Raw genomic sequence first — 23,841 nt, 5'->3', positions numbered from 1 at the left:
ACCCTTTTTATATCTGAAAATTCTGATGAATAAAGTCTAACGAGACCTAAGACTAGAGAGGTATCAAGTTTCCAAATAAAAAAGACTGTCAACTATCGACAGTCTCACTAGTTATATTCGATCGGTCAGGTCTTCCTGACTCCACTTGTTCATTTTAGGCACGTTATGATGCTTGATCATTTCTAGTAATTGAACGGGGTCTTCGTGTGAAAGGAGCGGCTCCATATATTGTTTCGCGAGGAAGCCTTCGCTTACCATGTGATCTAGCATCGAATGATAAGGTGCGTAGTAATTTTTTGTGTTTAATAAGGCGATAGGCTTGTTGTGATATTCGAGCTGATACCAGGTGAATATTTCTGTTAGCTCTTCTAATGTACCGATTCCACCGGGCAGTGCAAGGAACGCATCACCGTGATCGTACATTTTTGCTTTCCGTTCATGCATCGTTTCTACGATGATCAGTTCCGATAGCTCTATGTGTGCAACGTTATCATAGATTTTTCTAGGAATGATGCCAGTTACTTTCCCACCGTGTTTAATCACCGTACGAGCTAATGCACCCATAAGCCCTACGTTTCCACCGCCATAAATAACTTCTATTCCCTGGCGTGCTAATTGTTCTCCAAGTTTTTCTACAGCCTCATAGTAGAGCCTGTCTACATTCTCACTAGAACCACAAAATACAGTAACACGATTTAAGTTCGTCATTCACAGCGCCCCTTTCGTAAGATTTTCCCAACTGTATCGTAATCGTACTATTTTATATGACAGAAAAATAGAGGAAATACTCACAAAAAGAAGTGATGGCTAATAAATTCATAATAAAAGACTGCCAACGATGGCAGTCATTCTATTACCCTTTCTCTTCTGCTAGCTCTGTTAATACGTCTTTAATTTTTCGATTGATCACGAGATCAGCCATCGAGTCATACTTTGTTTCTTCATCGTTAACGATGATTACTTTAGCTCCATGGCGCTTTGCTTCTACTGGAAACAAGTTTGCTGGTGAAACACTTAAGGATGAACCTAGCACGATGAAAAGATCCGCTTTTCTAGTTTCTTGCTTCGCTAAATGTATTGCACTCATGGGCAACGGCTCTCCGAACAACACCACTCCTGGTCGTTTAAATCCGCCACATTCGCATAGATTATCATCGTTTAAGAAATGAGCGTTTTCAAACGATTCACCACAATCGTCACAATACACCTCACATAATGTGCCGTGCATTTCTGCGACGTTTTTACTACCAGCTTTTTTGTGAAAACCATCAACATTTTGAGTTAGTATCGAGCTAATATGACCGCTTTTCTCCCATTCTGATAAATAATAATAGCCTTCATGAGGTTTTGCAGATTGTAATTTCTCAATTCGATTTTTATAAAAACGGACGAACAGATCGCGTTCATATGTCATGGCATCCCGACTAGCAAAGAGCAATGGATCATACTCATTCCACATGCCATCGAGTGCCGACCTAAAATCAGCTAAGCCACTCTCAGTGCTCATCCCAGCACCTGTCAGTACAACAGTATGTTTTGCTTCATAAAACCATTTTGCAAGCATTATCATTCACCTGCCTTAGAAGTACGAATAATTAACCATTCACATATTTTCAATGATTCAAACCTTTTTCCCAATATTTTGTTATTTCTTTGTAATATAAAAAACAATGAGGCGAGTGTGCCTCATTGTTTTTTTGTCACATGTTACGATTTTGCAGGTGATGGGTCTTCTGAAACATTTTTATCTCGCTTCTTTTCCTTTTTTGGTTTAGGACTTTTGGCAACAAGATGTTTCTCTTTCGTTATCGCTTTATAGAAGGATACGGTCATGAGAATCATGATCACCGAAAACGGCATCGCTGCGAGTATGAGTACATTCTGCAGTGCTTGTAATCCACCACTGTAAAGCAACACTGCCGCCATAGCTGACTGTGTTATTCCCCATGTGAGCTTCACACTTGTGCCAGGATTTAATGACCCGTACGTTGTCTGCATTCCAAGAACAAATGTTGCAGAGTCTGCTGAGGTTACGAAGAACGTTCCGATTAGTGTAATTGCTACGATGGAAAGTACTACACCAAACGGATAGTTCTGAAACGTTCCGAATAGCGCTTCTTCTGTCGCAAGTGACGCGATATCTGCCGTTCCATTTTGCTGAAGGTTAATCGCAGAAACACCAAAGGTTGAGAACCAAAGGAACCCTACGACAGATGGAACTAACAGTACCCCAACAAGAAATTCTCTGATGGATCTTCCGCGAGAAACTCGTGCGATGAAGATTCCAACGAACGGTGACCACGAAATCCACCATGCCCAGTAGAAGATGGTCCAGTTGTTGATCCACTCTCTATTCTCAGGGTTAAGTGGAGCAATGCGGAAACTCATTGCTAATAGGTTTGTTAAGTATGATCCAATTGTATCTGTAAACATGTTCAAAATGTAAATCGTTGGTCCTAAAATGAACATCGCAAGGAATAAAAATCCAGCAAGTCCAATGTTCGCATTACTTAAGTACTTGATTCCTTTACTGATTCCTGTCCATGCTGAAATCATAAATAGCACAGTAACGACGGCAATGATAATCAACTGAGAGGTAAAATTGTTAGGAATGCCTGTTAAGTAAGAAAGTCCACCATTAATTTGTACTGCACCAAAACCAAGTGTTGTTGCTACCCCGACGATTGTAGCAAAAACAGCTAATGTATCAATTACTTTACCAAGCAAACCGTTCACGCGATCACCGAAGATCGGGTAAAGTGTCGCACTGATCAACCCTGGCTTATCATGTCTAAACTTAAAATAAGCGAGCACGAGTGCAACGATCGCATAGATAGCCCAAGCATGAACTCCCCAGTGGAAGTATACGTACTGCATCGATTCCTTTACTGCTGCTGGTGTCCCTGTTTCAGCTGTTGGAGCATTCACAGCATAATGATAGATCGGTTCTGCTGCTCCCCAGAAAACAAGTCCGATCCCCATACCAGCACTGAACAGCATGGCAAACCAGCTTAGAGTTGTAAACTCCGGCTTTTCATCCGGCTTACCAAGTTTGATCTTTCCGTACGGTGTAAAAATGATAAACACACAAAAAATGACAAGAAGCGTTACTAAGATTAAGTAGTACCAGCCAAACTTACTGGAAATAAACGATTGAGCACTGGCCGACATGGACTCGAGACTGCCAGGAGAAATCGATCCCCATACGACCATCAATAAACTGATAACCAGCGTACTCCAAAACACTGATGAAATTTTTCCTGTCACAGTAGTCACCTCAACTTCATTTAATTTTTCTGTTTAATACAGAATATAGTACGTTTTTACCTCTATCTATCTATACCACTACAAAATAGGTCGAAACACCGAATTTTAAGTTAAGGCGATCTCTTTTACCCACTATTTACTAAAAACCCTATTATAATAGGGTCTATAGCGGGACTATTTTTTTCTATTTTTTTCGTTGGATTTCGACACTTTGACTCGTTTTGTAGGTGGCTGTTTCTTGATCCACTTTAAAAACCGTCGAATTTGGTCGTCCTCTTTTAGTTTTTTTATCGTGTTAAGTCTTATTGCTAATTCTTGATTCGTGTATAACGCATGAATTTGCTTGTGACATGCAGCACATAAATTTGCAGTTGGTCCAAAGGTCCCTCCCTCTTCTTTTGGTGTTAAATGATGAACCGTACTAGATACTCCTTTTCGTCCGCACAGTTCGCATTCCATTCCTAACCACCCCTTAACTCTTCGTTATTATTTGTTCTTTGCTATTAGGTATACCACTTAATGAAAAGAAAAAAGCCTTCCGATGTTTCGGAAGGCTTCTTGCGCTATATACTTAAAATCTCTTTGATTTCGTCCTCAGAAAGGCTCGAGATCATCGTTTCACCAGGCTGTATGACTTTTTGAATCAACTCTTTTTTCTTTTGCTGGAGCTCATATATTTTCTCCTCAATCGTTCCTTGCGTGATTAATCTCAGAACTTGAACGACTTTCTTCTGACCGATTCGATGTGCTCTTCCAGCTGCCTGCTCTTCAACCGCTGGGTTCCACCACAGGTCATATAAGATAACGGTGTCTGCACCTGTTAAGTTGAGTCCAGTTCCTCCAGCTTTTAACGAAATAAGAAAGATCTCTTTTTCACCGTCGTTGAATCGTTCCGTCATCTCAACTCGCTCTTTAGATGGTGTTTGACCATCTAAATAAAACACTTCGTGACCTGCGTCCGTAAGATGATCCTGAATGATGCGTAGCATGCTTGCAAATTGAGAGAAGATCAAAATTCTCTGCTTGTTTTGAATAGACGTCGCTACGATATCCATGAGCTGTTCTAGCTTACCTGAATACCCATCATAATTTTCAAGAAACAATGAGGGGTGACAGCAAAGTTGACGTAGTCTTGTCAGCCCTGCAAGAATCTTCATTCGGTTGCGTTGGAAACCTTCTCCTCTTAAACTCTCCTTTGTTTCCTGCTGAATTCTGTGCAAGTAACCGAGATAAAGTTCTTTTTGCTGCTTTGTTAATTCAGAAACTTGAACAGTCTCGATTTTGTCTGGAAGTTCTTTCAATACATCCTGCTTCACACGTCTCAAGATGAATGGACGAACCATTCTAGATATCTGTTCATGCGGTAGCTTTTTAAAAGAACTTAAGTCTGGAAAGAATCCAGGCATGATCGAATGGAATAATGCCCACAGTTCATCTAGTGAATTTTCGATCGGCGTACCACTAAGCGCAAACCTTTTTCTTGCTCTCAACTGCCTAACGGCTTGGGACGTTTTCGTAGCAGGATTCTTAATCGCCTGCGCTTCATCTAAAATCACTGAATCAAATTCCATCGCTTCATATTGAGAAATATCTTGCCTTAACGTCGGATAAGATGTAATCCACACATCGGGCTCCGATTGAGACAACAATTCTCTACGTTCAGGAGGAGCGCCGGCATTAACTGCTACGTCCATACCTGGTGCAAATTTCTCAAATTCTTTCTTCCAGTTATAGATGAGCGAAGCAGGTGCGATGACAAGTGCTTTTGCATTCGGATTCTCTTTCTTCTCAGAAAGCAGATAGGAGATGCTTTGCAGCGTTTTTCCTAGCCCCATATCGTCAGCAAGAATACCGCCTAAATGATAATATCCGAGTGCCTTCAACCACTGAAAACCCGTCAGTTGATAGGAACGCAATTCAGCATCTAGTCCATCTGGCAAGCTGAACTGAAGGTCTTCAGGATGTTTCAGTCTCGATAACAGTTCACGAAAAGCTTTGCCATAACGAGAGCTTCGCTTCTCTTTCCCCATCGTTTCATCGATCTGCAAGCCTCGATAAAGTGGAAGCTTGAGATCTCCGCGGCTGATTTCACTTTCTTTAATGTTCAATTCGTCCAATAGCTTTCCAACATGCTGGAAATCTTCATCTTCGATCGAAACGAACGAACCGTTCTCAAGACGATAATACCGTTTTCTTTCGATCATCGCTTTCAGTACATTTGAGATTTCACCCTCATCGATGCCCTTCATATCAAAACTAACATCGAGCCATGTCCCGGTTCCATCAACGTCAACAGATGTGACCGGAACAGACTCTTCATCAAGCAGCCATTTCTTTGCAGAATCTGTTAAAAGAACTTCTGCAAGTTCGTCAAGCCGAGGAAGCGTCCAATATAGAAAATCAAAGATTAATGCTTCATCGTCTACGTACAGTTCACGGCCATTGAATTTTAAAGATGCTTGCTCGATTAGCGCCATGATCTGCTGTTCTTTTTCACTATCTCTTAGGATGATTCCTCCATCCTTGTTCTCAATTCGTGAAGCGCTGTCGAACGGATCGATTCGATCTTCACCATATTTGTACGTGACGTTAACAAGCAGGCGCTCACCCTCTGCATTCACATAGACCTTTGCTCGAAGCGCTGGACTTTCGATCTTTTCTGAAATATCTTCTGACAATGTGACGTCTCCTAGTTTCTTTAAACGTGGGACGACTTGGGATAAAAACGGTTCGATCTGGTCACCAGAAATGGATACAGAACTTGCAGCTGAATTTCGGAAGGGGGCTAACTCTCTTAAAAGTTTCTGCTGCCTTTGGCTCACTTTGTAAAGCGATTCATCGTGAAACACCCATCCGTATGTTCCGAATACAGCAGCTTCTTCAAACCCATTCAAGTGTAAAACATAGTCAGACTCTACTTGCTCAACACCAAAGTCGAAAGGATGCTTATCTTTATAAAGCGTAACGCCTTCAAATAATTCACGATTGTATTCAAAACGTAGCGAACGGTCCTGTTTATAAAGCTCTTCTAAAAACTCGTTAGCTGTCAATGGAGGAAGGATCAACTCTCTGTTATCTGTAAACCTCCCCCAGTTATCCGGAATGCTTAAATACACTTTCTCGTTACTTCGAACAGCTAGCAACAGTTCAATAAAGGGGTAATCCCGCTCATCGAATTCCTGTTCATGAGGCTCATAACTGAATTTCTTAGTAAAATATAGCGACTCTTCAGCTAGCACAGCATCTAGAAATGCCCGGATATCCTTCACGATATATAAGCGGTCCACCCCTATTTTCATCTCGATCGTCCACGGGGCATCTCCCCTCGATCGTCTAAGCGATGGATAGGAGGTTCCTTTAATCGTAAACTCCACCTGCAGGCGATCTTTTTTGGATGAAGGGATATCTGATAAATCCACATCATAGTCGCTCAAAGCCCGGATCAACTGATCTGTTTCATCGTAGTTCTTGGGTGGCGCAGTGCTTTTTTCTTTCTTCTTTTCTTGATCCGGTGGATGAGAGTCGCTGATCGCGATTAGAACAGCCGCGATATGCTTACACGTTCCATACGTATCGAATGCGGCACATTCGCACGAGCCGAACCAGTTATCGCTCAAAAGCTCGATCACAACTTCATAATCATCCGTTCCGTGTACGTGTGCCTTATACGATTTTTTCTCTGTATCATAGTTTAGAACATGAACGCGACCGTCCTGATAGTAAGTGAGGCCTCTTTGATAGAAGCTCACAGGAAACCGTTCTTTTATTTCACTCTTCGTAAACATTGAGTATTGGTTCATCTCGATATCACATCAATTCTCAGCGTAGTAGTACCCTTCATTATACAATCTTCTGTGCATTCCACAAAATCTTAACCGATTGTTCAGATATTTTTTCAAGCATCACTTCTATTTTTCTACTTTGGGACATGTATTTAATTAGAGACATGCAAAAAAGGAGAATGCTATCGATGCTAGAAACTGTGGTAGGTCATATCATTCTTGGTTTATCAATTGCGGCACCGATCGGTCCTATAAATATTGAGATCATGAAGCAAGGAATACATAAAGGATTCTGGTCGTCTCTTCTAGTAGGTGGAGGAGGGATGAGTGCAGATCTCATTTTGATGTGTTTGATGTACTTTGGAATCGCTGCCTTTGTGAAAATATCTTATGTACAAATAGCATTACTCGTACTCGGGTGTGTGATCCTTACACTATCTGGACTTCAGGGGTGCCTGTCTTCTGTCAGTATTGACGAGGCGAGAGACAAAGATAAGTCGGGACTTTTTAACTCTTATGCAACAGGTTTTATGATCGCTGCCTTCAATCCGATGAACCTCTTGTTTTGGCTTGGAATTTATGGTTCTGTCCTCAGTCAATCTTTGCAGCGCCCTGACAAATGGGAAGCGTTCTTTCTTTCCACACTCGTTTTCGTCGGGATCGGTCTTTGGAACTTAAATATGTCCTTGACCGTCCATTTTGGCAAAACACTTATGAAACCATCAACGCTGAGAGGAATAAGCGTTGTTGCAAGCCTTGTCTTACTCTTCTTCGGTCTTCGATTTGGTTACCTTGCTGCAGAAATGCTATTTGTAGCTTCAAAATAAAAAGAGCAGCTTTAGCCGCTCTTAAATCATGTACACATATATTGCGATTCCTGCAACAGCGATTATACTCACTACAACATAAATAGAAAAAATCGTAATGCTCGTACTTTTCGCTTTCTTCTCGTACCCACTATCACTTTTTCCTGCTACCATGAGCGTACCGATCAAAATTAACACGATAAAAAATATGATTAAACCAGTTGCAACCTGTATCATATCTTTCCCCCCTCTTCTTTATCATACATTGAATTGAAGATAGGATGGAACAAGGAATTTATCGAAATTCTTACAAAATCCCCGGGCATTTTTCAGCCTTACAACATGAGCACAAAATTTAATTATTTTTTTAACGTATTTGATTCCGGATTTATGACAACACTTTTTTATACAGTCGGCCATTATCTTTCATTACAATGAAGATGCTGTCAGATGGCCGGCCGTACCACAAGCAAGTCCCTTGAAAAGCCCCTCTACGTAGAGGGGCTTGTTCCGTTATCTAAGACAAAGTCTGCGTGGAGAGCAGGCTCTACTTTTTTCAAATAGTAGTCTTCAGCTTTCCAATAACGATCATGAAACTTTTTAAGATTCTTTTTCGTTTCCTCACTCTCTCTTTCAAACCTGGCTCTACGGGAACACTCAAGATAGATAACGTAATCGAGATATTCTCTCCACTCTTCTCGCTGAAGAAAAACTCCTTCAATAAGGACAAGTGCATTTTCTGGGATTTGTTGAACGTAAAAGGTGTGAGTATCACTCTTTTCATCATAACGCTGAAGGGTTAATTCAGAAGTCTGTTTAACCTTATCAAACAAGTGATCTCGTAAGTAGGAAACATCCCATTGAAGATAGTAATATTCGAACCACTCCTCATAGCCTGTTCCATATCGTTTATTCCTTGAAACGATAAAGTCATCGATGTGGATCACGATGACTTCGCGTTCAGTAACCCTCTTCTGCATGTTATTCACAAAAGTCGTTTTCCCTGACCGACTCAATCCATCGATACCCACTACCATCCTGGTTTGTTTTGGAAACTTAAATAAGATATCGTTCAGTACTTCCTTCACACATAACTCACCTCTTAAATTTTGCTAATTTTCTACATTTTTTACGAATCCTATTGATTTCCAACAAGGCAATGGATAAACTGATAGTACATTCGATAAAAAGAACAGTTTAGGAGGATTGAACGAATGCATAAAAGCAAAACGCTACCAGAAGATTGGCTACCACTGGTGAAAGAAGCGATGAATTCATCCACTACGAAAGAAGAATTTGCTGCTTACTTAAAAGAAATAGAGACTACACTTAAAAAGTCTTCATAAATAAGAAACCCCAACGGAAAGACGTTGGGGATTTTATAGAAACAAATGAAGAATGGACATCGGGCCTGATCTACCTTCTTTCTTCTTACCTAAATCCACATATCCTTGTTCAAGGTAGATCGATCGAGCCACTCCGTTTTTCACATTAACAGCTAACACCACTTCATCAATTTCGGGGAAATTAGATTTTACATAGTCTTTAACAAGAAACATGGCATGTTTTCCATACCCTTTTCCCTGCTCCTTCTGATCGATACTGAGCGCTCTTAACAGCATAGCGTTTTTGTTGGAAGTGTATTCCTTCGCACCTTCACCACTATGTAATACGAAAAAACCTACAACTCTCTCTCCTGATAAAATGACGACTGGATGCCGCTCAGGATCTTTCATGCACTTTTCAAATGCTGGCATCGGTAGAGAAGTGTACCTCATCTGATCATCTGAAAGAGTAAATTTCCTTAATGCTTCAAGGTGAAATCCTTGTGTTCTTGCTAGTTTTAGTTGATCTGTAGCCTGCTTTGTCATCACTTCTCTCTCCTTTCGCACCATACTCATTCTATTTAACATATCAAAAAACCTTCTTCTAATAAAAAAAGCAGCATACGAGGTGTATGCTGCCAATATGTCATTTCTCTCTTCTTGCAAAATCAACGAACCGAAATTTATCTAACCTGTGACGAGACTCGGTATACTCGATTAAAGATGTGTCGTTCAAATACACATAGTTCCGTACGACAACGACGTGCTCATAATCTTTTAAATCTAGATAGCGCCTGTCATCTTCGTGTGCATTCTCAACAACGATTTCTTTCTTCGCATAGCTGATCGATAAACCGAGGTCGTTTTCTAAATAATCATAGATCGAGTTTTCACAGATCTCTTTCGTTAATTCAGGAACAAATTGAACTGGAAAATAATCTCGATCCAAAATGATTTTTTCCCCGTCAATTTCTCTTGCCCTGACGACATGCCACACATGATCACCATTACGAAGACCAAGTTGCTCCCTCACCCATTCTGTGGGCTGTTCTTTTTCGAGGTAGTGAACGATCGTTTTGGACGTTTTGCTCATTCGCTTAGATACTTCCTTAAAACTCACGAGGCCAGAAACAGGAAACTCATATCGATTAACGTCGATCACAACGGAACCTCTCGCTTTGATCTTTTGAATCTGTCCATTTTGCGAAAGGAGGTTCAATGCCTTGCGAATCGTTTCTCGAGATGTTCCATACAACTCTGCTAGTTCGTGTTCAGAAGGGAGTTTACTGTTCGGTTTATAAGTCCCATCCTGAATTTTCGCTGAGAGCTCTTGATAAATCTGAGCATACTTCGTTTGTTTCATCTCACCATCACCTATGACTTCTTGACATAGTACACGACGGATTCAAATGGTCTAAGGACCTTCCCATCGATCTCCTCATGCGGATCTTCAGAGTAGTTAGAAAGAAGACGTTCAAATCCGTCTACCTCTACATGAGCAGGAAGGTGAACCGTCGCTTCAGTTTCATAAAAGTTGTTAACAACGAGCAGCTTTTCTCGATCGGTTTCACGAACATATGCGAAAATTTGAGGATCTTCCGCTAAGATGAGTTCATAGCTACCTTCCGTTACAACATCAACGCTCTTTCGTAATTCGATTAGCTTTTGATAATGATTGAAGATCGAATTTTCTTCTTGAAGCGTATCTTCTACGTTGATTTGCTCATAGTTTTTTGCAACAGGTATCCAAGGTTCACCTGTCGTAAATCCTGCTTGAGAATTTGAATTCCATTGTACGGGCGTACGAGAATTATCTCTCGACTTGTGACGTAAAATTTCAAGAATCTCTTCTTCACTATACCCTTTTTCCTGAAGAATAGAAAAGATGTTCAACGATTCAACGTCACGATAAGAAGAAATATCGTCAAACTTCGGATTGGTCATTCCGATTTCTTCGCCTTGATAAATGTACGGCGTTCCTTGCATCATGTGCATCGTCGTAGCCAGCATCTTAGCCGACTCTTTTCTGTATTCACCATCGTTCCCATATCGAGAAACGATTCTTGGCTGGTCATGGTTGCACCAGAATAGTGCGTTCCAGCCTCCTCCTTCATGCATCTCTTTCTGCCATGTTGACAGGATGTTTTTTAATTTGAGGAAATCAAAGTCTGCGACCGACCACTTCTCACCGTTTGGGTAATCCACTTTCAAATGGTGGAAGTTAAACGTCATGCTTAGCTCATTCCGTTCGGGATTAGAGTACTTTATGCAGTCACCTATCGTTGTTGACGACATCTCACCCACTGTCATCGGGTTGTACTTCATAAATACTTCTCGATTCATTTCGTTCATGAACTCATGAGCACGAGGTCCATCTGTATAAAATTTACGTCCATCTCCAGGGGCAACCGATCCATCATCGTTCGGAAAATCTTGATCTTTCGAAATTAGGTTGATGACGTCAAGACGGAACCCATCAACACCTTTTTCGAACCAGAACGTCATCATGTTATAGACTTCATCACGTACTTTTTCATTTTCCCAATTCAAATCAGCTTGTGTCACATCGAATAGATGAAGATAATACTGTCCTGTTTCCTCATCATACTGCCATGCTGACCCGCCAAATTTGGATTGCCAGTTCGTTGGCTCCTCACCGTCCACTGGATCTTTCCAAATGTAATAATCACGGTATGGATTATCTTTTGATTTGCGTGATTCAACAAACCACTGATGCTCTGTCGACGTATGGTTTACAACGATATCCATGATGATCTTAATATCTCGTGCGTGAGCTTCCTCAAGCAAACGATCGAAGTCTTCCATCGTTCCATATTCTTCATAGATGCTGAAATAATCACGGATATCATATCCATTATCATTTTGAGGTGAATCATAGATCGGCGTTAACCACACCACGTCGACACCGAGTGTTTTTAAATAGTCTAGCTTTTCGATAATTCCGTTGATATCTCCTGTACCGTTTCCTGTTGTGTCGTTAAAACTCTTTGGGTAAATCTGATACACAACGGACTTTTTCCACCATGCTTGCACGTAACTCAACTCCCTAACTCATTTTCTATTCTCACACGAAAAAACGATATCACCGGAACTGTCATATGAACCGGTAGACATTCCAGGTGATATCGTACGTCCTAATTAATTCTCTACTTTTCTTACCTTTCCATACAGAAGTGTAAGAAGGAATGGTAGCACAAGAACGATTCCCATTCCTAGGAAGAATGCTCCCCAATATTCTTTAAAGATCGATAAGAATCCAGGAACGCCCCCAACTCCAATCGACTGTGCTTCTACACCCATTACCGTGATAACGAGTCCTGCGATAGCAGAACCGATAATCGCTGCAAAAAATGGGAAACGATAGCGAAGGTTTACACCGAATAAAGCTGGCTCGGTTACACCTAGGAATGCAGATACTGCAGATGTTCCTGCAAGACCCTTCGTTTTCTCCTGCTTCGTTACCAGCATCATCGCAAGTGCCGCTGCACCTTGAGCGATGTTAGAAAGAGCTAGCATCGGCCACAAGAATGTGCTTCCTGTACTTCCGATCAATTGAAGGTCGACTGCTAAGAACGTGTGGTGCATACCCGTAATAACGAGTGGAGCATACAGTGCACCATATACAAGCCCACCGATCGCTGGTACAGCATCGAACAAGCCAATAAATCCATCAGTCAATAGGTTTGCAATCCAGAACGTAACAGGTCCAATCAACGTGAACGCAAGGAATCCAGTTACGAGCAATGCGACTGGTGCAACGACAAGCATCTGAATGGAATCATGCACCCGTTTATTTAAGAACGTTTCGATTTTCGCTAATATATACGCGGATACAAGAACTGGTAAGACCTGCCCTTGGTAACCGATTTTTTCAATCTCAAGACCAAACAAGTTCCAAGTTGGAATATCATCTGCCTGACCATATGCCCAAGCGTTAAGTAGATCAGGGTGAACTAAGATAAGACCGAGCACGATACCGAGTAACGGACTACCACCAAACTGTTTCGCTGCTGACCAACCGATCAGTCCAGGTAAAAAGACGAATGCGGTATTCGCGATCAAGTTGATAATACTTGCAAGGTCAGCCCACTGAGGATAGACCTCAACGAGAGGGGCACTAAAGAAGATATCTTCAGCAGTTAAAATGTTGTTGATACCGAGTAACAAACCTGCTGTTACAATGGCAGGTAAAATTGGAATAAAAATATCTGCTAGCGTCTTAACAGCACGTTGCAACATATTTTGTTTTTGTGCTGCAGCATTTTTCACATCCTGTTTGGATGCGCTCTCAATTTCTGTAATTTCAGCGAAGATCTTGAACACTTTATCCACAGTTCCTTGCCCGATGACGACCTGAAACTGACCGTTAGCCGAGAAAGAACCTTTTACAAGATCATTTTGTTCGAGTGCTTCCTGATCGACTTTGCTTTCATCGTGTAATACGAGTCGTAGTCTAGTTACGCAGTGTGTAGCAGTTGATACGTTTTCTTTACCACCGATCGCTTCAACGATCTGCTCGACAGACTTTCTGTCAATAGCCATGCTTCTTCCCCCTATTCATAACCAACAGGCCGCCTACGAACGACCTGTTGTCATTCATCAATTACTTCTTAACCTTTGTATGCATAATTTCGACTTCACCGCGAGTAGCGCCATCTGTATAAGACTTCTCAACATTCTCAAGAATGTCTGCATTCGTGATGATGACCGGCGTGATCGTACTTGCTGCTTTTTCCTTCACAAGATCAAGGTCTACTGAGATCAATGGGTCGCCGACCTTAACTTTGTCGCCTTCCTTCACGTGTCCTTCAAATCCTTCTCCGCCCATACCAACTGTTTCTAAACCAACATGGATGAGTAGTTCTAGTCCAGATTCAGACTCGATGCCGACAGCATGTTTCGTGTGGAAGAACTGAATGATTTTACCGTTTACTGGTGAAACAACTTCGCCATCAGTCGGTTCGATCGCAACACCATCACCCATCATTTTTTGTGCGAACGTCGGATCCGGTACGTTTTCAAGTTCAACGACCTTCCCGTTCATCGGAGCTAGAATCTTCTCCTCTGTAGGCGTTTCCTTTTTACCGAATAGTTTCTTAAGCATCATGTATTCTCCTTTCAACCGCTTTCATTTATTGTTTAACTTGTCTATACATGTTCAATACAATTCGTAGTTTACCTTGTATATACAAGTTAGTCAACTGGAACGTTTTACAACTGGGGGAAGAAGCAATTTTCAATGAAACCAATAATTCTTTACCCTTTTATCCTCCTACTAAACGAAAAGATGTTTTATGTTGTATGAAATCGTTTAATATATGTACTAGATAAGAAGGAGGGATCAGGAATGAATAAAGTGGATGTTGAAACGCTCTATTTAAAGGAGAATGGGGAGATACCGAACAACCCAGACCTTCCCCTTATCCTCTATCGTGGTAGTTTAGTAGATCTTGAAAACCAATGCGCGGATCAATTCAAAAAGAACAACTGGACGAACAGCTGGCAAAACGGCGTATTCGATTACCATCATTATCACAGCAACACGCACGAAGTCCTTGGTGTCGTAAGTGGTGAAGCGACCATCACGTTCGGCGGTGAAAACGGTGAAAAAGTAGACGTTAAAAAGGGCGATGCAGTCGTTATTCCTGCAGGTGTCGGACATAAAAGAGAAAAGGCATCTTCAGATTTTCAGGTCGTTGGTGCATACCCGAATGGAGTGGATCACGACTTGAAAACCGGTGATCCGAACGAACGAGATGCTCTTGAAACAATTCAGCACGTTCCGTTTCCAGAGACAGATCCTATTTTCGGTGGCGATGGTCCGCTTATTGAGATTTGGTCAAATGTAAATAGAGGATCTTAAGGAAGCCCGTTAAATAGAAGTACAATAAAACCGACCAGAGGCAAATGCCTCTGGTCGGTTTTGTTGATATAGAGTAATGTTATTTCAAATACGACTACCCTTTTCTTCCTGGGACCGTTTCATCATAAAAGGGTTTATGGTCCGGATGATGAGCAAGCCTGCTATCTTCATTACAAGAATCGATCTTCTTCATTTGTTCAGGTGTTAAGTTAAAATCGAACAAGTCTGCATTTTCTTTTATTCGCTCTGGCTTTGATGACTTTACATTAACAACAACATCGTGGTTTAGACACCACCTCAATACAACTTGAGCTGGTGACTTTCCAACGCTTTTACTGATCTCTTTGATTGCCCTGTTCGATAACACCTTTCCTCTCTTCAGAGGAGACCATGCCGCCACTTGAATATTCTTCGCATCGCAATAGGCTCTAAGGTCTTCTTGAATCAGTTCAGGATGAAACTCGATCTGGTTCATGACAGGCGTCACACTTGAATTCTTGAGGATCGTTTCGAGGTGATGCTTCTCGAAGTTACTTACACCGATCGCGCAAACTTTTCCTTCATGATACAGCTTCTCTAGTGCCTGCCACGTCTCTTGGTATAGCTCAGGAACGGGCCAATGGATAAGATAAAGATCGAGATAATCAGTGCCAAGTCGCTCGAGTGACCTTTCAAACGCGTTTAGCGTTTCATTATACCCCTGCTCATCGTTCCAAACTTTTGAGGTTACAAAGAGTTCTTCACGAGGAATGCCTGATTGCTTAATCGCCTCGCCAACTTCTTCTTCGTTTCCGTAGTAAGAAGCGGTATCGATGCCTCGGTATCCGCACTGCAGCGCTTCGGTCACAGCTTGAACAGCTTCATTTCCATTTAGCTTAAAAACACCAAAACAAACCTCTGGCATCTTCACGCCGTTTGAGAGTGTCACGCGTGCTATTCCCATCCCCTCTTCATCCTCCCCCTGTGGTTAAATCAACTTTTTATATTCTTCAACAAACGAACGAGGATCTTCTTTTATCATAAAAGAGATGACGCCTCTGTTTGTGTGCAGATAAAGAAAACCAAAGCTTTCCGATGTGAACCGATACGAAACATCGAACACATCGTTCAACCGATAATACTGAGACGTGGAGCGAATGCTATCTTCATAGAGCTCTAATTCATATTTTTCTTCTACCGTATGCTGACCGGTCCGCTCAATCTTACGAACCATTTCTATAAACGGATGAGAAGTGATAAATGTCATGTTCGTCACTGCTTTCTTTACATATACTCAGTTTAAACTATATGCCTGTTATACCATGTTTTAAACCTTCAGTAAAAATCCACTTCTACACCATGCCCTCTAGCTCCTTCTTTTGGAACGTATGTAGCAGGGTTTCGCTGATATAAGAGAGATTTCGCTGATAAAACTCATGTTTCGCTGATATCCAACCAAGTTTCGCTGATAAAAAGAAAAAGTCGCTGATATTCTTTCAATTTTCGTCGATATATCTGTTATTCCCTTAATTATCGTCATTGAAAACCCACGATAAAACGAAAAAGAGCGAATCTCAAGGATTCGCTCTCCGTATATGCTTATGCTTCTAATGCTTCGACGACTTTATTTGCTGCGCTAGCGCTTGATTGAGGGTTTTGTCCCGTTACTAGCTTGCCGTCGCGTACTGCAAAGTCAGCCCAGTTGTCTTGTGAAGTGAAATCTGCGCCTTTAAGACGAAGTGTCGACTCAAGCAAGAACGGCATCTTTTCGACTAGCTGCATTTCTTCTTCTTCAGAGTCTGTAAATGCAGTCACTTGCTTACCTTGCACAAGTGGTGAGCCGTCTTTGTACGTTACGTTAACGAGTCCGGCTGGACCGTGGCAAACAGCTCCGATGACCTTGTCATTCTCTGCTTGTTCTTGAAGAACGTGAAGAAGCGCTTCGCTATCTGGGAAGTCGAACATCGTACCATGTCCACCAGGCAAGAATACGGCATCGAACTGATTCGCATCTTCATTCGATAATTGTGTTGTATTCGTTAGCTTCTCCTGCGCTTCCTCCCACTCTGCTGGGTTCTCTTCAGGAATACTGTTTGGATCAAGTTCTACTCGTCCACCTTTTATTGACGTTACCTTAATATCGTAACCTTTTTCTTTGAAGATATTGTAAGGAACTGCAAACTCTTCAAGCCAAAGGCCTGTTTTATTTTCTGCATCGATTTCCGTATGGTTCGTTACGACCATTAGTACTTTTTTACTCAATGAAATCCTCTCCTTTATCTTCTGTGATCTAACCACTTTTGTATATTACCCGATGAATTCATTTTTAATCATACGAAGTGGCTAGACTAATACAGTACCTTTGGAATGATAAAGAACATGTAAAAAACATTCAAGAAAACTGCTCCGAAGACGAGTAACGTGTTTTGCTTTTTCAGTTGTACAATATATAAAACAAGCCAAATGAGCAAAAGCCCGATTGGAATCAAGCCGTACACGTTATCTGACCTCAAGACAATCACGCCGATCAACTCGAGTATCGAGTATGGCACGATGATGATTCCAAGAATTCCATTTATGATATGTATCCATTTCTTTTCAAGCGGCTTCAATACGAATTCTCCTTTCGCTATCCCTACTATTCTCCTTTTCTAGTATATAACAATGCGTCGCCTTCTTTGTAAAACCATTTTCTGGTCGTTCTCTGGTTAAAAGGTAGTGTTTTCCTGCTCGATTGTCGTTACATAGCGAACCTTGCCGAATACCTTTCTGTGAATACAATTGCAGAAAGTGAGGAAACATGATGTTTCTTAAATCAAAAATGATCATGATGTTCGTAGTTGCTGCATTCGTAATGATGGCAACGCCCGCGCTAGCATCAGCCGAGCTTGGGGATCGAACATTAAACAAAGGAGACAGAGGTTCTGACGTTGTGGAACTTCAAAACTATCTCCTAACAAAAGGTGTGTTTCCGTATCATACGGCAACAGGATACTATGGAGAGATCACAAAGAATGCAGTGAAAGAATTTCAAGAATCTCGTAATCTGAAAGTAGATGGCATCGCTGGACCGAACACGAACAGTAAAATCAAAGTGCTTCGCTATGGTGATATCGGTAAACAAGTCATACATATCCAGAGTCAGCTTGAAAAGACAGGCTATCACACGTCAGGCCTTGACGGTGTTTATGGAAGCGGAACAAAATCCTCCGTGAAGAGCTTCCAAAAAGCAAACGGCCTTACAGTGGATGGAATCGCCGGACCTAGCACCCGCTCCGCTCTTGATCAAGCTGCTTCAAAAGGTACAGCTGCAGGGAAAGAACTAACCGTTGAAAGCACAGCCTACACGGCTCATTGTGAAGGCTGCTCAGGTGTAACGCGAATGGGTGTAAACTTGAAGAAGTACCCTGACGCAAATCTAATTGCAGTTGACCCAGAAGTGATTCCGTTAGGGTCGATCGTTGAAGTAGAAGGATACGGCCGTGCGATTGCTGCTGACACAGGCGGCGCGATCAACGGAAAGAAAATCGATGTCTTTATTGAAGATCAAGACGATGCAATGGCATGGGGTCGTAAAGACGTGAAGATTAAAGTAATCAAGTAAATAAATGCCGTACCGCTTCTGGAAGTAGAGGCGGTACGTTTTTTTACATCTGCTTTTTAGAAGCTATATATTCATTAACTTTTTCTAATGATTGTAATGTTCATTAGCATCAGGCTGTTTCAATTGAATTCTTTGATTGATAACATAAAAACCATAGAAACATAGACCATACATTCCCCAGCTTATTAAATTTTCTAGAACAACACCTTCATCAAATGCTTCTACACCATAATTTAAAATCAACCAAGCTTTTGTACCCGCTAATATTCCGCTTCTAAGCCCAAAACCTAATGTAATGAATTGAAAGATCTTGAAAATATCTCTTTGGTAAAACCTCAATTTAGTATTAGTCCTATTAAATCCTTGTAATTCTGCAAAATCTAACGAAAAAAATAACACGATTGGTTTCTTTATCAAAATAGAACTAATAAAAAATATTGCTAATGCTACTTGATAATAGACATTATTCCAAAGTAGCTCAATACCTGTGCCTGACAATAAATCAACCAATGTACTTATGGTTAGGGTCGACAGAATAAACACTCCAAAAAAATTAATCCGTTTTGTTTTGATTGTTCGATATACTGTATACAAGAAACCTGGTACAGCAGATAGTAACATGGCATGGTAAATTCCTATAGGCTCTTTAACAAGGTTCCAAATTGCTACCGGAAAGATAAAGTAAAAAAGAACATCCAACAAAACAAGGTTCTTCATTCGTTCCTCCCCGTTATTAGTTTGTTTACTTCTTTCAGTAGGTTCATATTCACTTTCATATGCTCAATACCATTTTGAAGAATTAAATGGTACATTGAAGATTCAAATTCATCATCAAACCCCTTATCTACACCTAACCCTTCTTCCCATTTTGAAATAACAGTGTGTAACTCTTCGATATGTTCCGAAATATTTTCTTTAGCATCTTTTGGAGCAAGGTCTTTTATGAAAGACAAACTAGCATATAATTCTGAAGGTACGTTTTTGGTTGGTTGTTTTATTGACGCCTCTAATAACTTATTAAATTCACGTTCTCCTTCTTCAGTTATCGTATAAACGACTCTTACTCTTTTCCCAGCCGTTTCTTTACGCAACTCTTCAATTAACCCTTCTTTCTCCATTTGCCTTAACGCATGGTAGATTGAATTTGTTTGAATCCTTGTCCATAGATCCACTTGACTATCATGTAAAATTTGTTGAATTTCATATCCGTGCATCGGTTTTTTGTGTATTAATCCGAGAATGATTAACCTATACATGTTATCCCTCATTTATATACTTAAATTTAAGTATATAATATTAAACATAATCGTGGTTTTCAAGTGTTTTCATGAATTTTCTTACATTTAAACCATACTTCTTACACAAAGCTATAAATTTCTATTCTATTCAACTATTATAAAAATAGGCTGTGACATAAGCATATAACCATGAGAAAGACCCGATCAATTCATTTGAATTAGATCGGGTCTTTTGTAATTTACAGATAGGAAACCGCCGCTTCGCCAACATACTTCGCTTCCGCGTGCACGGCCTCAGTCTCCTCAGAAAGCAAAAAACGGTTTCCTGCGTGGCCTTCCTACTCGTGCTGTTCCCGCAGGAGTCTACGTATGTTGGCTACGCTAAGGTCTTACTCTTTAACATTCAACATTCGCGATTTCCTTCATGTATGTTGGTTTTGCCCCAGTCTCTGAATAATTTATTATTTCTTAACGCTTTTATGGTCACATCAACCAAAAGAAATCACTATAAAATGCTGACACCATAACGAAGATGAAAAAGATTAGTTGACTTATCGTAAACAGGAAATCCTTTCGATTCGTTGCATGCTTCCATTCCATGAAAGCAGTAAATGAATCAGAAATAATGATTAATAACATTAATAAAAACCAAGGTTCGAGAAACCATACAAACTCTGTCGGAGCTCTTGTTATATTATAGAAAAATCCCAAAAGGATAAGGACGATTGCTACCGCTCTTATAACCCGATCCACTTTCTTATGTGTGCTATTCACAATGGTATTGGAAAAGAGCTTCTTCTTTTCTACCTTTAGCAACCTTCTCATAATCGCATTGAAAGATGTGATTAATAAAACCAAGATCATCAGCACAATCAATAACTTCAGCCAAAAATATGGTTCAATACCATACAACCGAACCAACCCTTTCCCCTCAAACTCGCTTTTTATTTTCGCTTCCTTTCTGGAAAATCCTACTATGACAAGCTTATCATAGAATTTCTCTTTCATAACGATCATTCGGTATTGCATACAAAGAACGCCCGGTTTCTACCGGGCGTTCTTACTAAACTATCTTATTTTCCATACCAGCTTTTGTTGGCTTCGATTTGGTCGTCATGCTCTTGGTGCCAGTAGTCGACACTATAAGAGTAATCGTAGTTCATGATGCACTTGATGCCGCTTCCTTGCTGGTCATGACCTAGGCCATAGTTATGCGAGAACTCATGCTGAGCTGCATGCCATGTGTTTTCAGCACCTTGGTCAAGGTTTACTGAAACTGCGCTCTGATATGGGTCGTTGGAGTACACATAAGCGATTCCTCCAGAATTAAAGTTCGCATCCCTTGTGAATCCTACTAAGAAATCTTCTCCATTTCCATTCCAGTCTCGGTCAAGGTCTTGAAGAATTTCAGAAGCGTTCGCACCATCTGATTTCCATTGTGCGAATGTCTTCACCTGAAAATCAATATCGTGGTCACGAGTAAATCCGTTATCTGCGTTTTCAATAATGTTTTGAGTATACGTTTGCCAGTCGCTGTGTGCTGCACGGTATTCTTCGTCAGCTGCAACAATGACCGTTACGACACGCGTTCCGTTATCTCCTGAACCTGTATCGCCATCGTCATCAGATCCACCTCCACCGCCGCCACAGAACAAGCAGATTAGATCTTTTTCCTTTGTTTTGTTCATTGCAATCTTTCGATCTTCTTTCAATTGTTTCTTCGTAGCATTCTTCTTAATTTTCTTTTCTCCGATTTTCTTGCCTTGTTCGTTCACGATCTCTGCAACGGAATCATTCTCTACTTCAGCAGCTTCAGTGAACTCTTTTTTCCCTTTATTCTTCGCTTTTGGAAGTGTTTCGATCATGACTTTATTCCCTGCAGAATCGACGGTAGTTTCTCCGTCATGAGCGTCATGCGTTGAAAACCCTGGCGCGATCGCTAGCGTAAGTGCTAGAGATAGCGCAACAAACCCTTTACGTTTCATGTGATGTTTCCCCCAAGTTTTTTTATTTTAGATTCGAACAACTATTAATCTAGCACAACTAAACACACGATTTCAGGGGGCTATTGGTCGAATCTAACAAGTTTCTGTCTGAGAACAACGAACTGGTTTTTTGATAGATAATGTCAAAAAATTCTTCCATTAACAACAAAAACTCTCCTCAAGTGGAGAGTTTTTGTTTAACTAGCGCTATGCTTACCGCGCTGCTGGAGCTTTATGAGTCTATAGGTATGGGTAGCGATCACTTTTAGAACAGCATAGGTCGGAATGGCTAGAATGAGTCCGAGAAACCCAGCTAGACTACTAGCAACTAGCAATAATAATATGATTGTCAGAGGATGAATATCGAGTCTTCTCCCCATCACCTGAGGTGAGATCAAGTTACTCTCAATTTGTTGTATCACGATGACACCTAAGACGACGTAAAGCGCAGTTAGTGGAGACTGAATAAACCCGACGATCACACCTGGTGCTGTCCCGATGATTGGTCCAATAAACGGTACAACGTTTAAGAACAGCGCTATGAATGCTAGAATCAGCGCATAGTCGAGGCCGATGATCACGTACCAGATATAGACGAACGTTCCGATAAACAGGCTTACGATCAGCTGTCCTTGAATGAACCCACTGAGTGCATCATCCATATCTTCAAGAATCTTTGCACCTTCCTTACGGTGAGCCCGAGGCACTACCCGTAACAAAGAAGGCATAAGCTTTTTTCCATCCTTCAACATGTAATAGAGGATAAAAGGTAGAAGAACAATTCCTATTACAACATCCGTCACGATGTTCAAGAACGAAAGTAAGTAGTTACCGAACGATGAACTGATCTCTCCGATCGAACCTGATATCCGTTCTGTTAAGCCATCGACCGACACCATTTCACTCTGTAAAAGATTCGCTATGTAAGGATTGCTTTCCCACTCTGTTAGTGCGTCTTGGAGGTCAGCGACAAGTGCAGGCGCACCTTGAGCAAGACTATTAAACTGCTCTGTCAGAATGGGTCCGATGCTCAGTACAAGACCTGTTATCCCACCAGCAAGAGCGAGGTACACGATCAATATTCCAAGCGGTCTCGGAACCTTCCCCTTTTCTAATAAAGCAATGATCGGGCGCAATAAATAATAGAATACCCCTGCTGCAATAATAGGGAATGCGAGCGTGGTAATTAAAATCCCGATCGGTCGAAATAGAAATTCGATTTTACTTCCGACCCATATCACTGTAAAAATCAATAGAAGCCATATGAGGAAACGAAACAAACGCGACCGTTCGATCATAAGCATCACTCACTTTTCTTTGTTAAATTTAATGATCCCTTTTCGATATAATCTGATGATCGTTTCTACGAGCCATGCTGGCACTTTTTTCGGAAAATAAGAATTGCAGTAAATTGTATCATAAGCTGTCTTCAAATCTTCCCAATGGCTGCATTCTTTCGTCTGGCGAAAACGAACAACGTCGATCACACGCACTTCTCCATTTTTAAGTAACATGACGTTTTGAAGATGCGTGTCACTTGGATTCAACCCCTTCTTTCTAGCATAGTTGAGGGCTTCATCGACGACCTCAACCATTTGCCTTGTGATTTCGACCCCTTCGATCAAGCAATCATAAAACGTGATGCCATCCAAATATTCCAGAATCAAATAACCTTCCCCAACCTCGTAGAGCTTCGGATAGTAGACGTCATTATCAAGTTCTTTATAAATTTCTGCTTCTTGAACTGCTAGGTTATGAAATTCAGGATAAAAAACTTTCACAACCTTCTCTTCACCAGAAAGTTTAAATACCGCTGCACTCCTTCCTTTCCCTATCGGATGGAGTCCGTCTGGATACGTAACGATGGATGCCCCTTCAAAACGAATGCTGTTAACGAGATCGACTGCTGTTGTCATAGGGTCTCTTCCTCTCCTGATCCTGCCGTTATCTCTATTATATACGAAAGAACCA

General features: G+C 41.1%; 26 protein-coding genes. 4 read left to right on the top strand and 22 right to left on the bottom strand.

The annotated features are described in order from the left end of the window. Positions 1 to 111: 111 nt before the first annotated feature. The 5 genes from ACXAHI_RS16590 to ACXAHI_RS16570 form a co-directional block, all read right to left on the bottom strand. Complete coding sequence (locus tag ACXAHI_RS16590) at positions 112 to 708, bottom strand: LOG family protein (protein WP_474849741.1); 597 nt, start codon at positions 706 to 708, stop codon at positions 112 to 114. Between the two features lie 145 nt (positions 709 to 853). Continuing rightward, positions 854 to 1,564: an NAD-dependent deacylase gene (locus ACXAHI_RS16585; protein WP_474849738.1), complete on the bottom strand. Its 711-nt coding sequence runs from the start codon at positions 1,562 to 1,564 to the stop codon at positions 854 to 856. 143 nt (positions 1,565 to 1,707) lie between these two features. After that, positions 1,708 to 3,267: a glycine betaine uptake BCCT transporter gene (locus tag ACXAHI_RS16580; protein WP_474849735.1), complete on the bottom strand. Its 1,560-nt coding sequence runs from the start codon at positions 3,265 to 3,267 to the stop codon at positions 1,708 to 1,710. 174 nt (positions 3,268 to 3,441) lie between these two features. Then, a complete protein-coding gene (locus ACXAHI_RS16575; protein WP_474849733.1) occupies positions 3,442 to 3,726 on the bottom strand; it encodes an HNH endonuclease in 285 nt (94 codons plus the stop codon). 104 nt (positions 3,727 to 3,830) lie between these two features. Then, on the bottom strand, positions 3,831 to 7,067 hold the full coding sequence (locus ACXAHI_RS16570; RefSeq protein ID WP_474849731.1) for a DEAD/DEAH box helicase: 3,237 nt from the start codon (positions 7,065 to 7,067) through the stop codon (positions 3,831 to 3,833). Positions 7,068 to 7,237: 170 nt separating this feature from the next. On the opposite strand from ACXAHI_RS16570, the gene ACXAHI_RS16565 reads away from it, so the two are divergent. After that, entirely contained in the window at positions 7,238 to 7,876 is a 639-nt protein-coding gene (locus tag ACXAHI_RS16565) for a LysE family translocator (protein ID WP_474849729.1), read from the top strand. 21 nt (positions 7,877 to 7,897) lie between these two features. On the opposite strand, the gene ACXAHI_RS16560 is transcribed toward ACXAHI_RS16565, so the two are convergent. Together ACXAHI_RS16560 and ACXAHI_RS16555 are read right to left on the bottom strand one after the other, a co-directional pair. Continuing rightward, the gene (locus ACXAHI_RS16560) at positions 7,898 to 8,092 is read right to left on the bottom strand and encodes a hypothetical protein (RefSeq protein ID WP_474849727.1); all 195 of its coding nucleotides are present in this window, start codon (positions 8,090 to 8,092) and stop codon (positions 7,898 to 7,900) included. A gap of 254 nt (positions 8,093 to 8,346) precedes the next feature. After that, positions 8,347 to 8,943 carry a kinase gene (locus ACXAHI_RS16555; RefSeq protein ID WP_474849725.1) on the bottom strand — a complete coding sequence of 199 codons (597 nt, stop codon included), beginning with the start codon at positions 8,941 to 8,943 and terminating at the stop codon, positions 8,347 to 8,349. A gap of 126 nt (positions 8,944 to 9,069) precedes the next feature. On the opposite strand from ACXAHI_RS16555, the gene ACXAHI_RS16550 reads away from it, so the two are divergent. Beyond that, positions 9,070 to 9,201: a hypothetical protein gene (locus ACXAHI_RS16550; protein ID WP_474849722.1), complete on the top strand. Its 132-nt coding sequence runs from the start codon at positions 9,070 to 9,072 to the stop codon at positions 9,199 to 9,201. A gap of 33 nt (positions 9,202 to 9,234) precedes the next feature. On the opposite strand, the gene ACXAHI_RS16545 is transcribed toward ACXAHI_RS16550, so the two are convergent. From ACXAHI_RS16545 to ACXAHI_RS16525, 5 genes are all read right to left on the bottom strand, one after another. After that, positions 9,235 to 9,726, bottom strand: a complete 492-nt coding sequence (locus ACXAHI_RS16545; RefSeq protein ID WP_474849720.1) for a GNAT family N-acetyltransferase — start codon at positions 9,724 to 9,726, stop codon at positions 9,235 to 9,237. A gap of 100 nt (positions 9,727 to 9,826) precedes the next feature. After that, positions 9,827 to 10,543, bottom strand: a complete 717-nt coding sequence (gene treR, locus ACXAHI_RS16540; RefSeq protein WP_474849718.1) for a trehalose operon repressor — start codon at positions 10,541 to 10,543, stop codon at positions 9,827 to 9,829. 11 nt (positions 10,544 to 10,554) lie between these two features. Continuing rightward, complete coding sequence (gene treC / locus ACXAHI_RS16535) at positions 10,555 to 12,234, bottom strand: alpha,alpha-phosphotrehalase (RefSeq protein WP_474849716.1); 1,680 nt, start codon at positions 12,232 to 12,234, stop codon at positions 10,555 to 10,557. A 105-nt stretch (positions 12,235 to 12,339) separates the two neighbouring features. Beyond that, complete coding sequence (treP, locus tag ACXAHI_RS16530; protein WP_474849714.1) at positions 12,340 to 13,743, bottom strand: PTS system trehalose-specific EIIBC component; 1,404 nt, start codon at positions 13,741 to 13,743, stop codon at positions 12,340 to 12,342. A gap of 61 nt (positions 13,744 to 13,804) precedes the next feature. Continuing rightward, positions 13,805 to 14,305, bottom strand: coding sequence for a PTS sugar transporter subunit IIA (locus tag ACXAHI_RS16525; protein WP_270181466.1), 501 nt, complete (start codon positions 14,303 to 14,305; stop codon positions 13,805 to 13,807). A 243-nt stretch (positions 14,306 to 14,548) separates the two neighbouring features. On the opposite strand from ACXAHI_RS16525, the gene ACXAHI_RS16520 reads away from it, so the two are divergent. Then, positions 14,549 to 15,064: a cupin domain-containing protein gene (locus ACXAHI_RS16520; RefSeq protein WP_474849712.1), complete on the top strand. Its 516-nt coding sequence runs from the start codon at positions 14,549 to 14,551 to the stop codon at positions 15,062 to 15,064. A 94-nt stretch (positions 15,065 to 15,158) separates the two neighbouring features. Here ACXAHI_RS16520 and ACXAHI_RS16515 read toward each other — a convergent pair whose 3' ends face one another. The 4 genes from ACXAHI_RS16515 to ACXAHI_RS16500 form a co-directional block, all read right to left on the bottom strand. After that, entirely contained in the window at positions 15,159 to 16,007 is an 849-nt protein-coding gene (locus tag ACXAHI_RS16515; RefSeq protein WP_474849710.1) for an aldo/keto reductase, read from the bottom strand. Between the two features lie 24 nt (positions 16,008 to 16,031). Beyond that, positions 16,032 to 16,310, bottom strand: a complete 279-nt coding sequence (locus ACXAHI_RS16510; protein WP_270181463.1) for a hypothetical protein — start codon at positions 16,308 to 16,310, stop codon at positions 16,032 to 16,034. Positions 16,311 to 16,642: 332 nt separating this feature from the next. Next, positions 16,643 to 17,305 carry a type 1 glutamine amidotransferase domain-containing protein gene (locus ACXAHI_RS16505; protein ID WP_474849708.1) on the bottom strand — a complete coding sequence of 221 codons (663 nt, stop codon included), beginning with the start codon at positions 17,303 to 17,305 and terminating at the stop codon, positions 16,643 to 16,645. Positions 17,306 to 17,391: 86 nt separating this feature from the next. After that, complete coding sequence (locus tag ACXAHI_RS16500) at positions 17,392 to 17,655, bottom strand: hypothetical protein (protein ID WP_474849706.1); 264 nt, start codon at positions 17,653 to 17,655, stop codon at positions 17,392 to 17,394. A 191-nt stretch (positions 17,656 to 17,846) separates the two neighbouring features. Here ACXAHI_RS16500 and ACXAHI_RS16495 point away from each other — a divergent pair, with 191 nt between their 5' ends. After that, positions 17,847 to 18,647, top strand: coding sequence for a peptidoglycan-binding protein (locus tag ACXAHI_RS16495; RefSeq protein WP_474849704.1), 801 nt, complete (start codon positions 17,847 to 17,849; stop codon positions 18,645 to 18,647). 84 nt (positions 18,648 to 18,731) lie between these two features. Here ACXAHI_RS16495 and ACXAHI_RS16490 read toward each other — a convergent pair whose 3' ends face one another. The 6 genes from ACXAHI_RS16490 to ACXAHI_RS16465 all read right to left on the bottom strand — a co-directional run bounded on the left by ACXAHI_RS16490 (position 18,732) and on the right by ACXAHI_RS16465 (position 23,786). Then, positions 18,732 to 19,364 (bottom strand): VC0807 family protein, encoded by a 633-nt coding sequence (locus tag ACXAHI_RS16490; protein ID WP_474849702.1) that lies wholly within the window; start codon positions 19,362 to 19,364, stop codon positions 18,732 to 18,734. Further along, on the bottom strand, positions 19,361 to 19,903 hold the full coding sequence (locus ACXAHI_RS16485) for a PadR family transcriptional regulator (protein ID WP_474849700.1): 543 nt from the start codon (positions 19,901 to 19,903) through the stop codon (positions 19,361 to 19,363). Before ACXAHI_RS16485 ends, ACXAHI_RS16490 begins: the two co-directional genes overlap by 4 nt. A 465-nt stretch (positions 19,904 to 20,368) precedes the next feature. Then, complete coding sequence (locus ACXAHI_RS16480; protein WP_474849698.1) at positions 20,369 to 20,914, bottom strand: DUF4181 domain-containing protein; 546 nt, start codon at positions 20,912 to 20,914, stop codon at positions 20,369 to 20,371. A 44-nt stretch (positions 20,915 to 20,958) separates the two neighbouring features. Beyond that, entirely contained in the window at positions 20,959 to 21,870 is a 912-nt protein-coding gene (locus ACXAHI_RS16475) for a zinc-dependent metalloprotease (RefSeq protein WP_474849696.1), read from the bottom strand. A 197-nt stretch (positions 21,871 to 22,067) separates the two neighbouring features. Continuing rightward, the gene (locus ACXAHI_RS16470) at positions 22,068 to 23,168 is read right to left on the bottom strand and encodes an AI-2E family transporter (RefSeq protein WP_474849694.1); all 1,101 of its coding nucleotides are present in this window, start codon (positions 23,166 to 23,168) and stop codon (positions 22,068 to 22,070) included. Positions 23,169 to 23,177: 9 nt separating this feature from the next. Next, positions 23,178 to 23,786 carry a serine/threonine protein kinase gene (locus ACXAHI_RS16465; protein ID WP_474849692.1) on the bottom strand — a complete coding sequence of 203 codons (609 nt, stop codon included), beginning with the start codon at positions 23,784 to 23,786 and terminating at the stop codon, positions 23,178 to 23,180. Between the last annotated feature and the right edge of the window lie 55 nt (positions 23,787 to 23,841).

The organism is Anaerobacillus sp. ABD4_527 (assembly GCF_056160805.1).
This window is presented reverse-complemented; position numbering and strand designations above follow the sequence as displayed.

What these genes read in the sequence shown, in the direction of transcription:
- ACXAHI_RS16590 (WP_474849741.1), bottom strand. Translation starts at nt 708, where the DNA reads ATGACGAACTTAAATCGTGTTACTGTATTTTGTGGTTCTAGTGAGAAT.
- ACXAHI_RS16585 (WP_474849738.1), bottom strand. Translation starts at nt 1,564, where the DNA reads ATGCTTGCAAAATGGTTTTATGAAGCAAAACATACTGTTGTACTGACA.
- ACXAHI_RS16575 (WP_474849733.1), bottom strand. Translation starts at nt 3,726, where the DNA reads ATGGAATGCGAACTGTGCGGACGAAAAGGAGTATCTAGTACGGTTCAT.
- ACXAHI_RS16570 (WP_474849731.1), bottom strand. Translation starts at nt 7,067, where the DNA reads ATGAACCAATACTCAATGTTTACGAAGAGTGAAATAAAAGAACGGTTT.
- ACXAHI_RS16565 (WP_474849729.1), top strand. Translation starts at nt 7,238, where the DNA reads ATGCTAGAAACTGTGGTAGGTCATATCATTCTTGGTTTATCAATTGCG.
- ACXAHI_RS16560 (WP_474849727.1), bottom strand. Translation starts at nt 8,092, where the DNA reads ATGATACAGGTTGCAACTGGTTTAATCATATTTTTTATCGTGTTAATT.
- ACXAHI_RS16550 (WP_474849722.1), top strand. Translation starts at nt 9,070, where the DNA reads ATGCATAAAAGCAAAACGCTACCAGAAGATTGGCTACCACTGGTGAAA.
- ACXAHI_RS16545 (WP_474849720.1), bottom strand. Translation starts at nt 9,726, where the DNA reads ATGACAAAGCAGGCTACAGATCAACTAAAACTAGCAAGAACACAAGGA.
- treR (WP_474849718.1), bottom strand. Translation starts at nt 10,543, where the DNA reads ATGAAACAAACGAAGTATGCTCAGATTTATCAAGAGCTCTCAGCGAAA.
- treP (WP_474849714.1), bottom strand. Translation starts at nt 13,743, where the DNA reads ATGGCTATTGACAGAAAGTCTGTCGAGCAGATCGTTGAAGCGATCGGT.
- ACXAHI_RS16525 (WP_270181466.1), bottom strand. Translation starts at nt 14,305, where the DNA reads ATGCTTAAGAAACTATTCGGTAAAAAGGAAACGCCTACAGAGGAGAAG.
- ACXAHI_RS16520 (WP_474849712.1), top strand. Translation starts at nt 14,549, where the DNA reads ATGAATAAAGTGGATGTTGAAACGCTCTATTTAAAGGAGAATGGGGAG.
- ACXAHI_RS16515 (WP_474849710.1), bottom strand. Translation starts at nt 16,007, where the DNA reads ATGGGAATAGCACGCGTGACACTCTCAAACGGCGTGAAGATGCCAGAG.
- ACXAHI_RS16510 (WP_270181463.1), bottom strand. Translation starts at nt 16,310, where the DNA reads ATGACATTTATCACTTCTCATCCGTTTATAGAAATGGTTCGTAAGATT.
- ACXAHI_RS16495 (WP_474849704.1), top strand. Translation starts at nt 17,847, where the DNA reads ATGTTTCTTAAATCAAAAATGATCATGATGTTCGTAGTTGCTGCATTC.
- ACXAHI_RS16490 (WP_474849702.1), bottom strand. Translation starts at nt 19,364, where the DNA reads ATGAAGAACCTTGTTTTGTTGGATGTTCTTTTTTACTTTATCTTTCCG.
- ACXAHI_RS16485 (WP_474849700.1), bottom strand. Translation starts at nt 19,903, where the DNA reads ATGTATAGGTTAATCATTCTCGGATTAATACACAAAAAACCGATGCAC.
- ACXAHI_RS16480 (WP_474849698.1), bottom strand. Translation starts at nt 20,914, where the DNA reads ATGCAATACCGAATGATCGTTATGAAAGAGAAATTCTATGATAAGCTT.
- ACXAHI_RS16475 (WP_474849696.1), bottom strand. Translation starts at nt 21,870, where the DNA reads ATGAAACGTAAAGGGTTTGTTGCGCTATCTCTAGCACTTACGCTAGCG.
- ACXAHI_RS16470 (WP_474849694.1), bottom strand. Translation starts at nt 23,168, where the DNA reads ATGATCGAACGGTCGCGTTTGTTTCGTTTCCTCATATGGCTTCTATTG.
- ACXAHI_RS16465 (WP_474849692.1), bottom strand. Translation starts at nt 23,786, where the DNA reads ATGACAACAGCAGTCGATCTCGTTAACAGCATTCGTTTTGAAGGGGCA.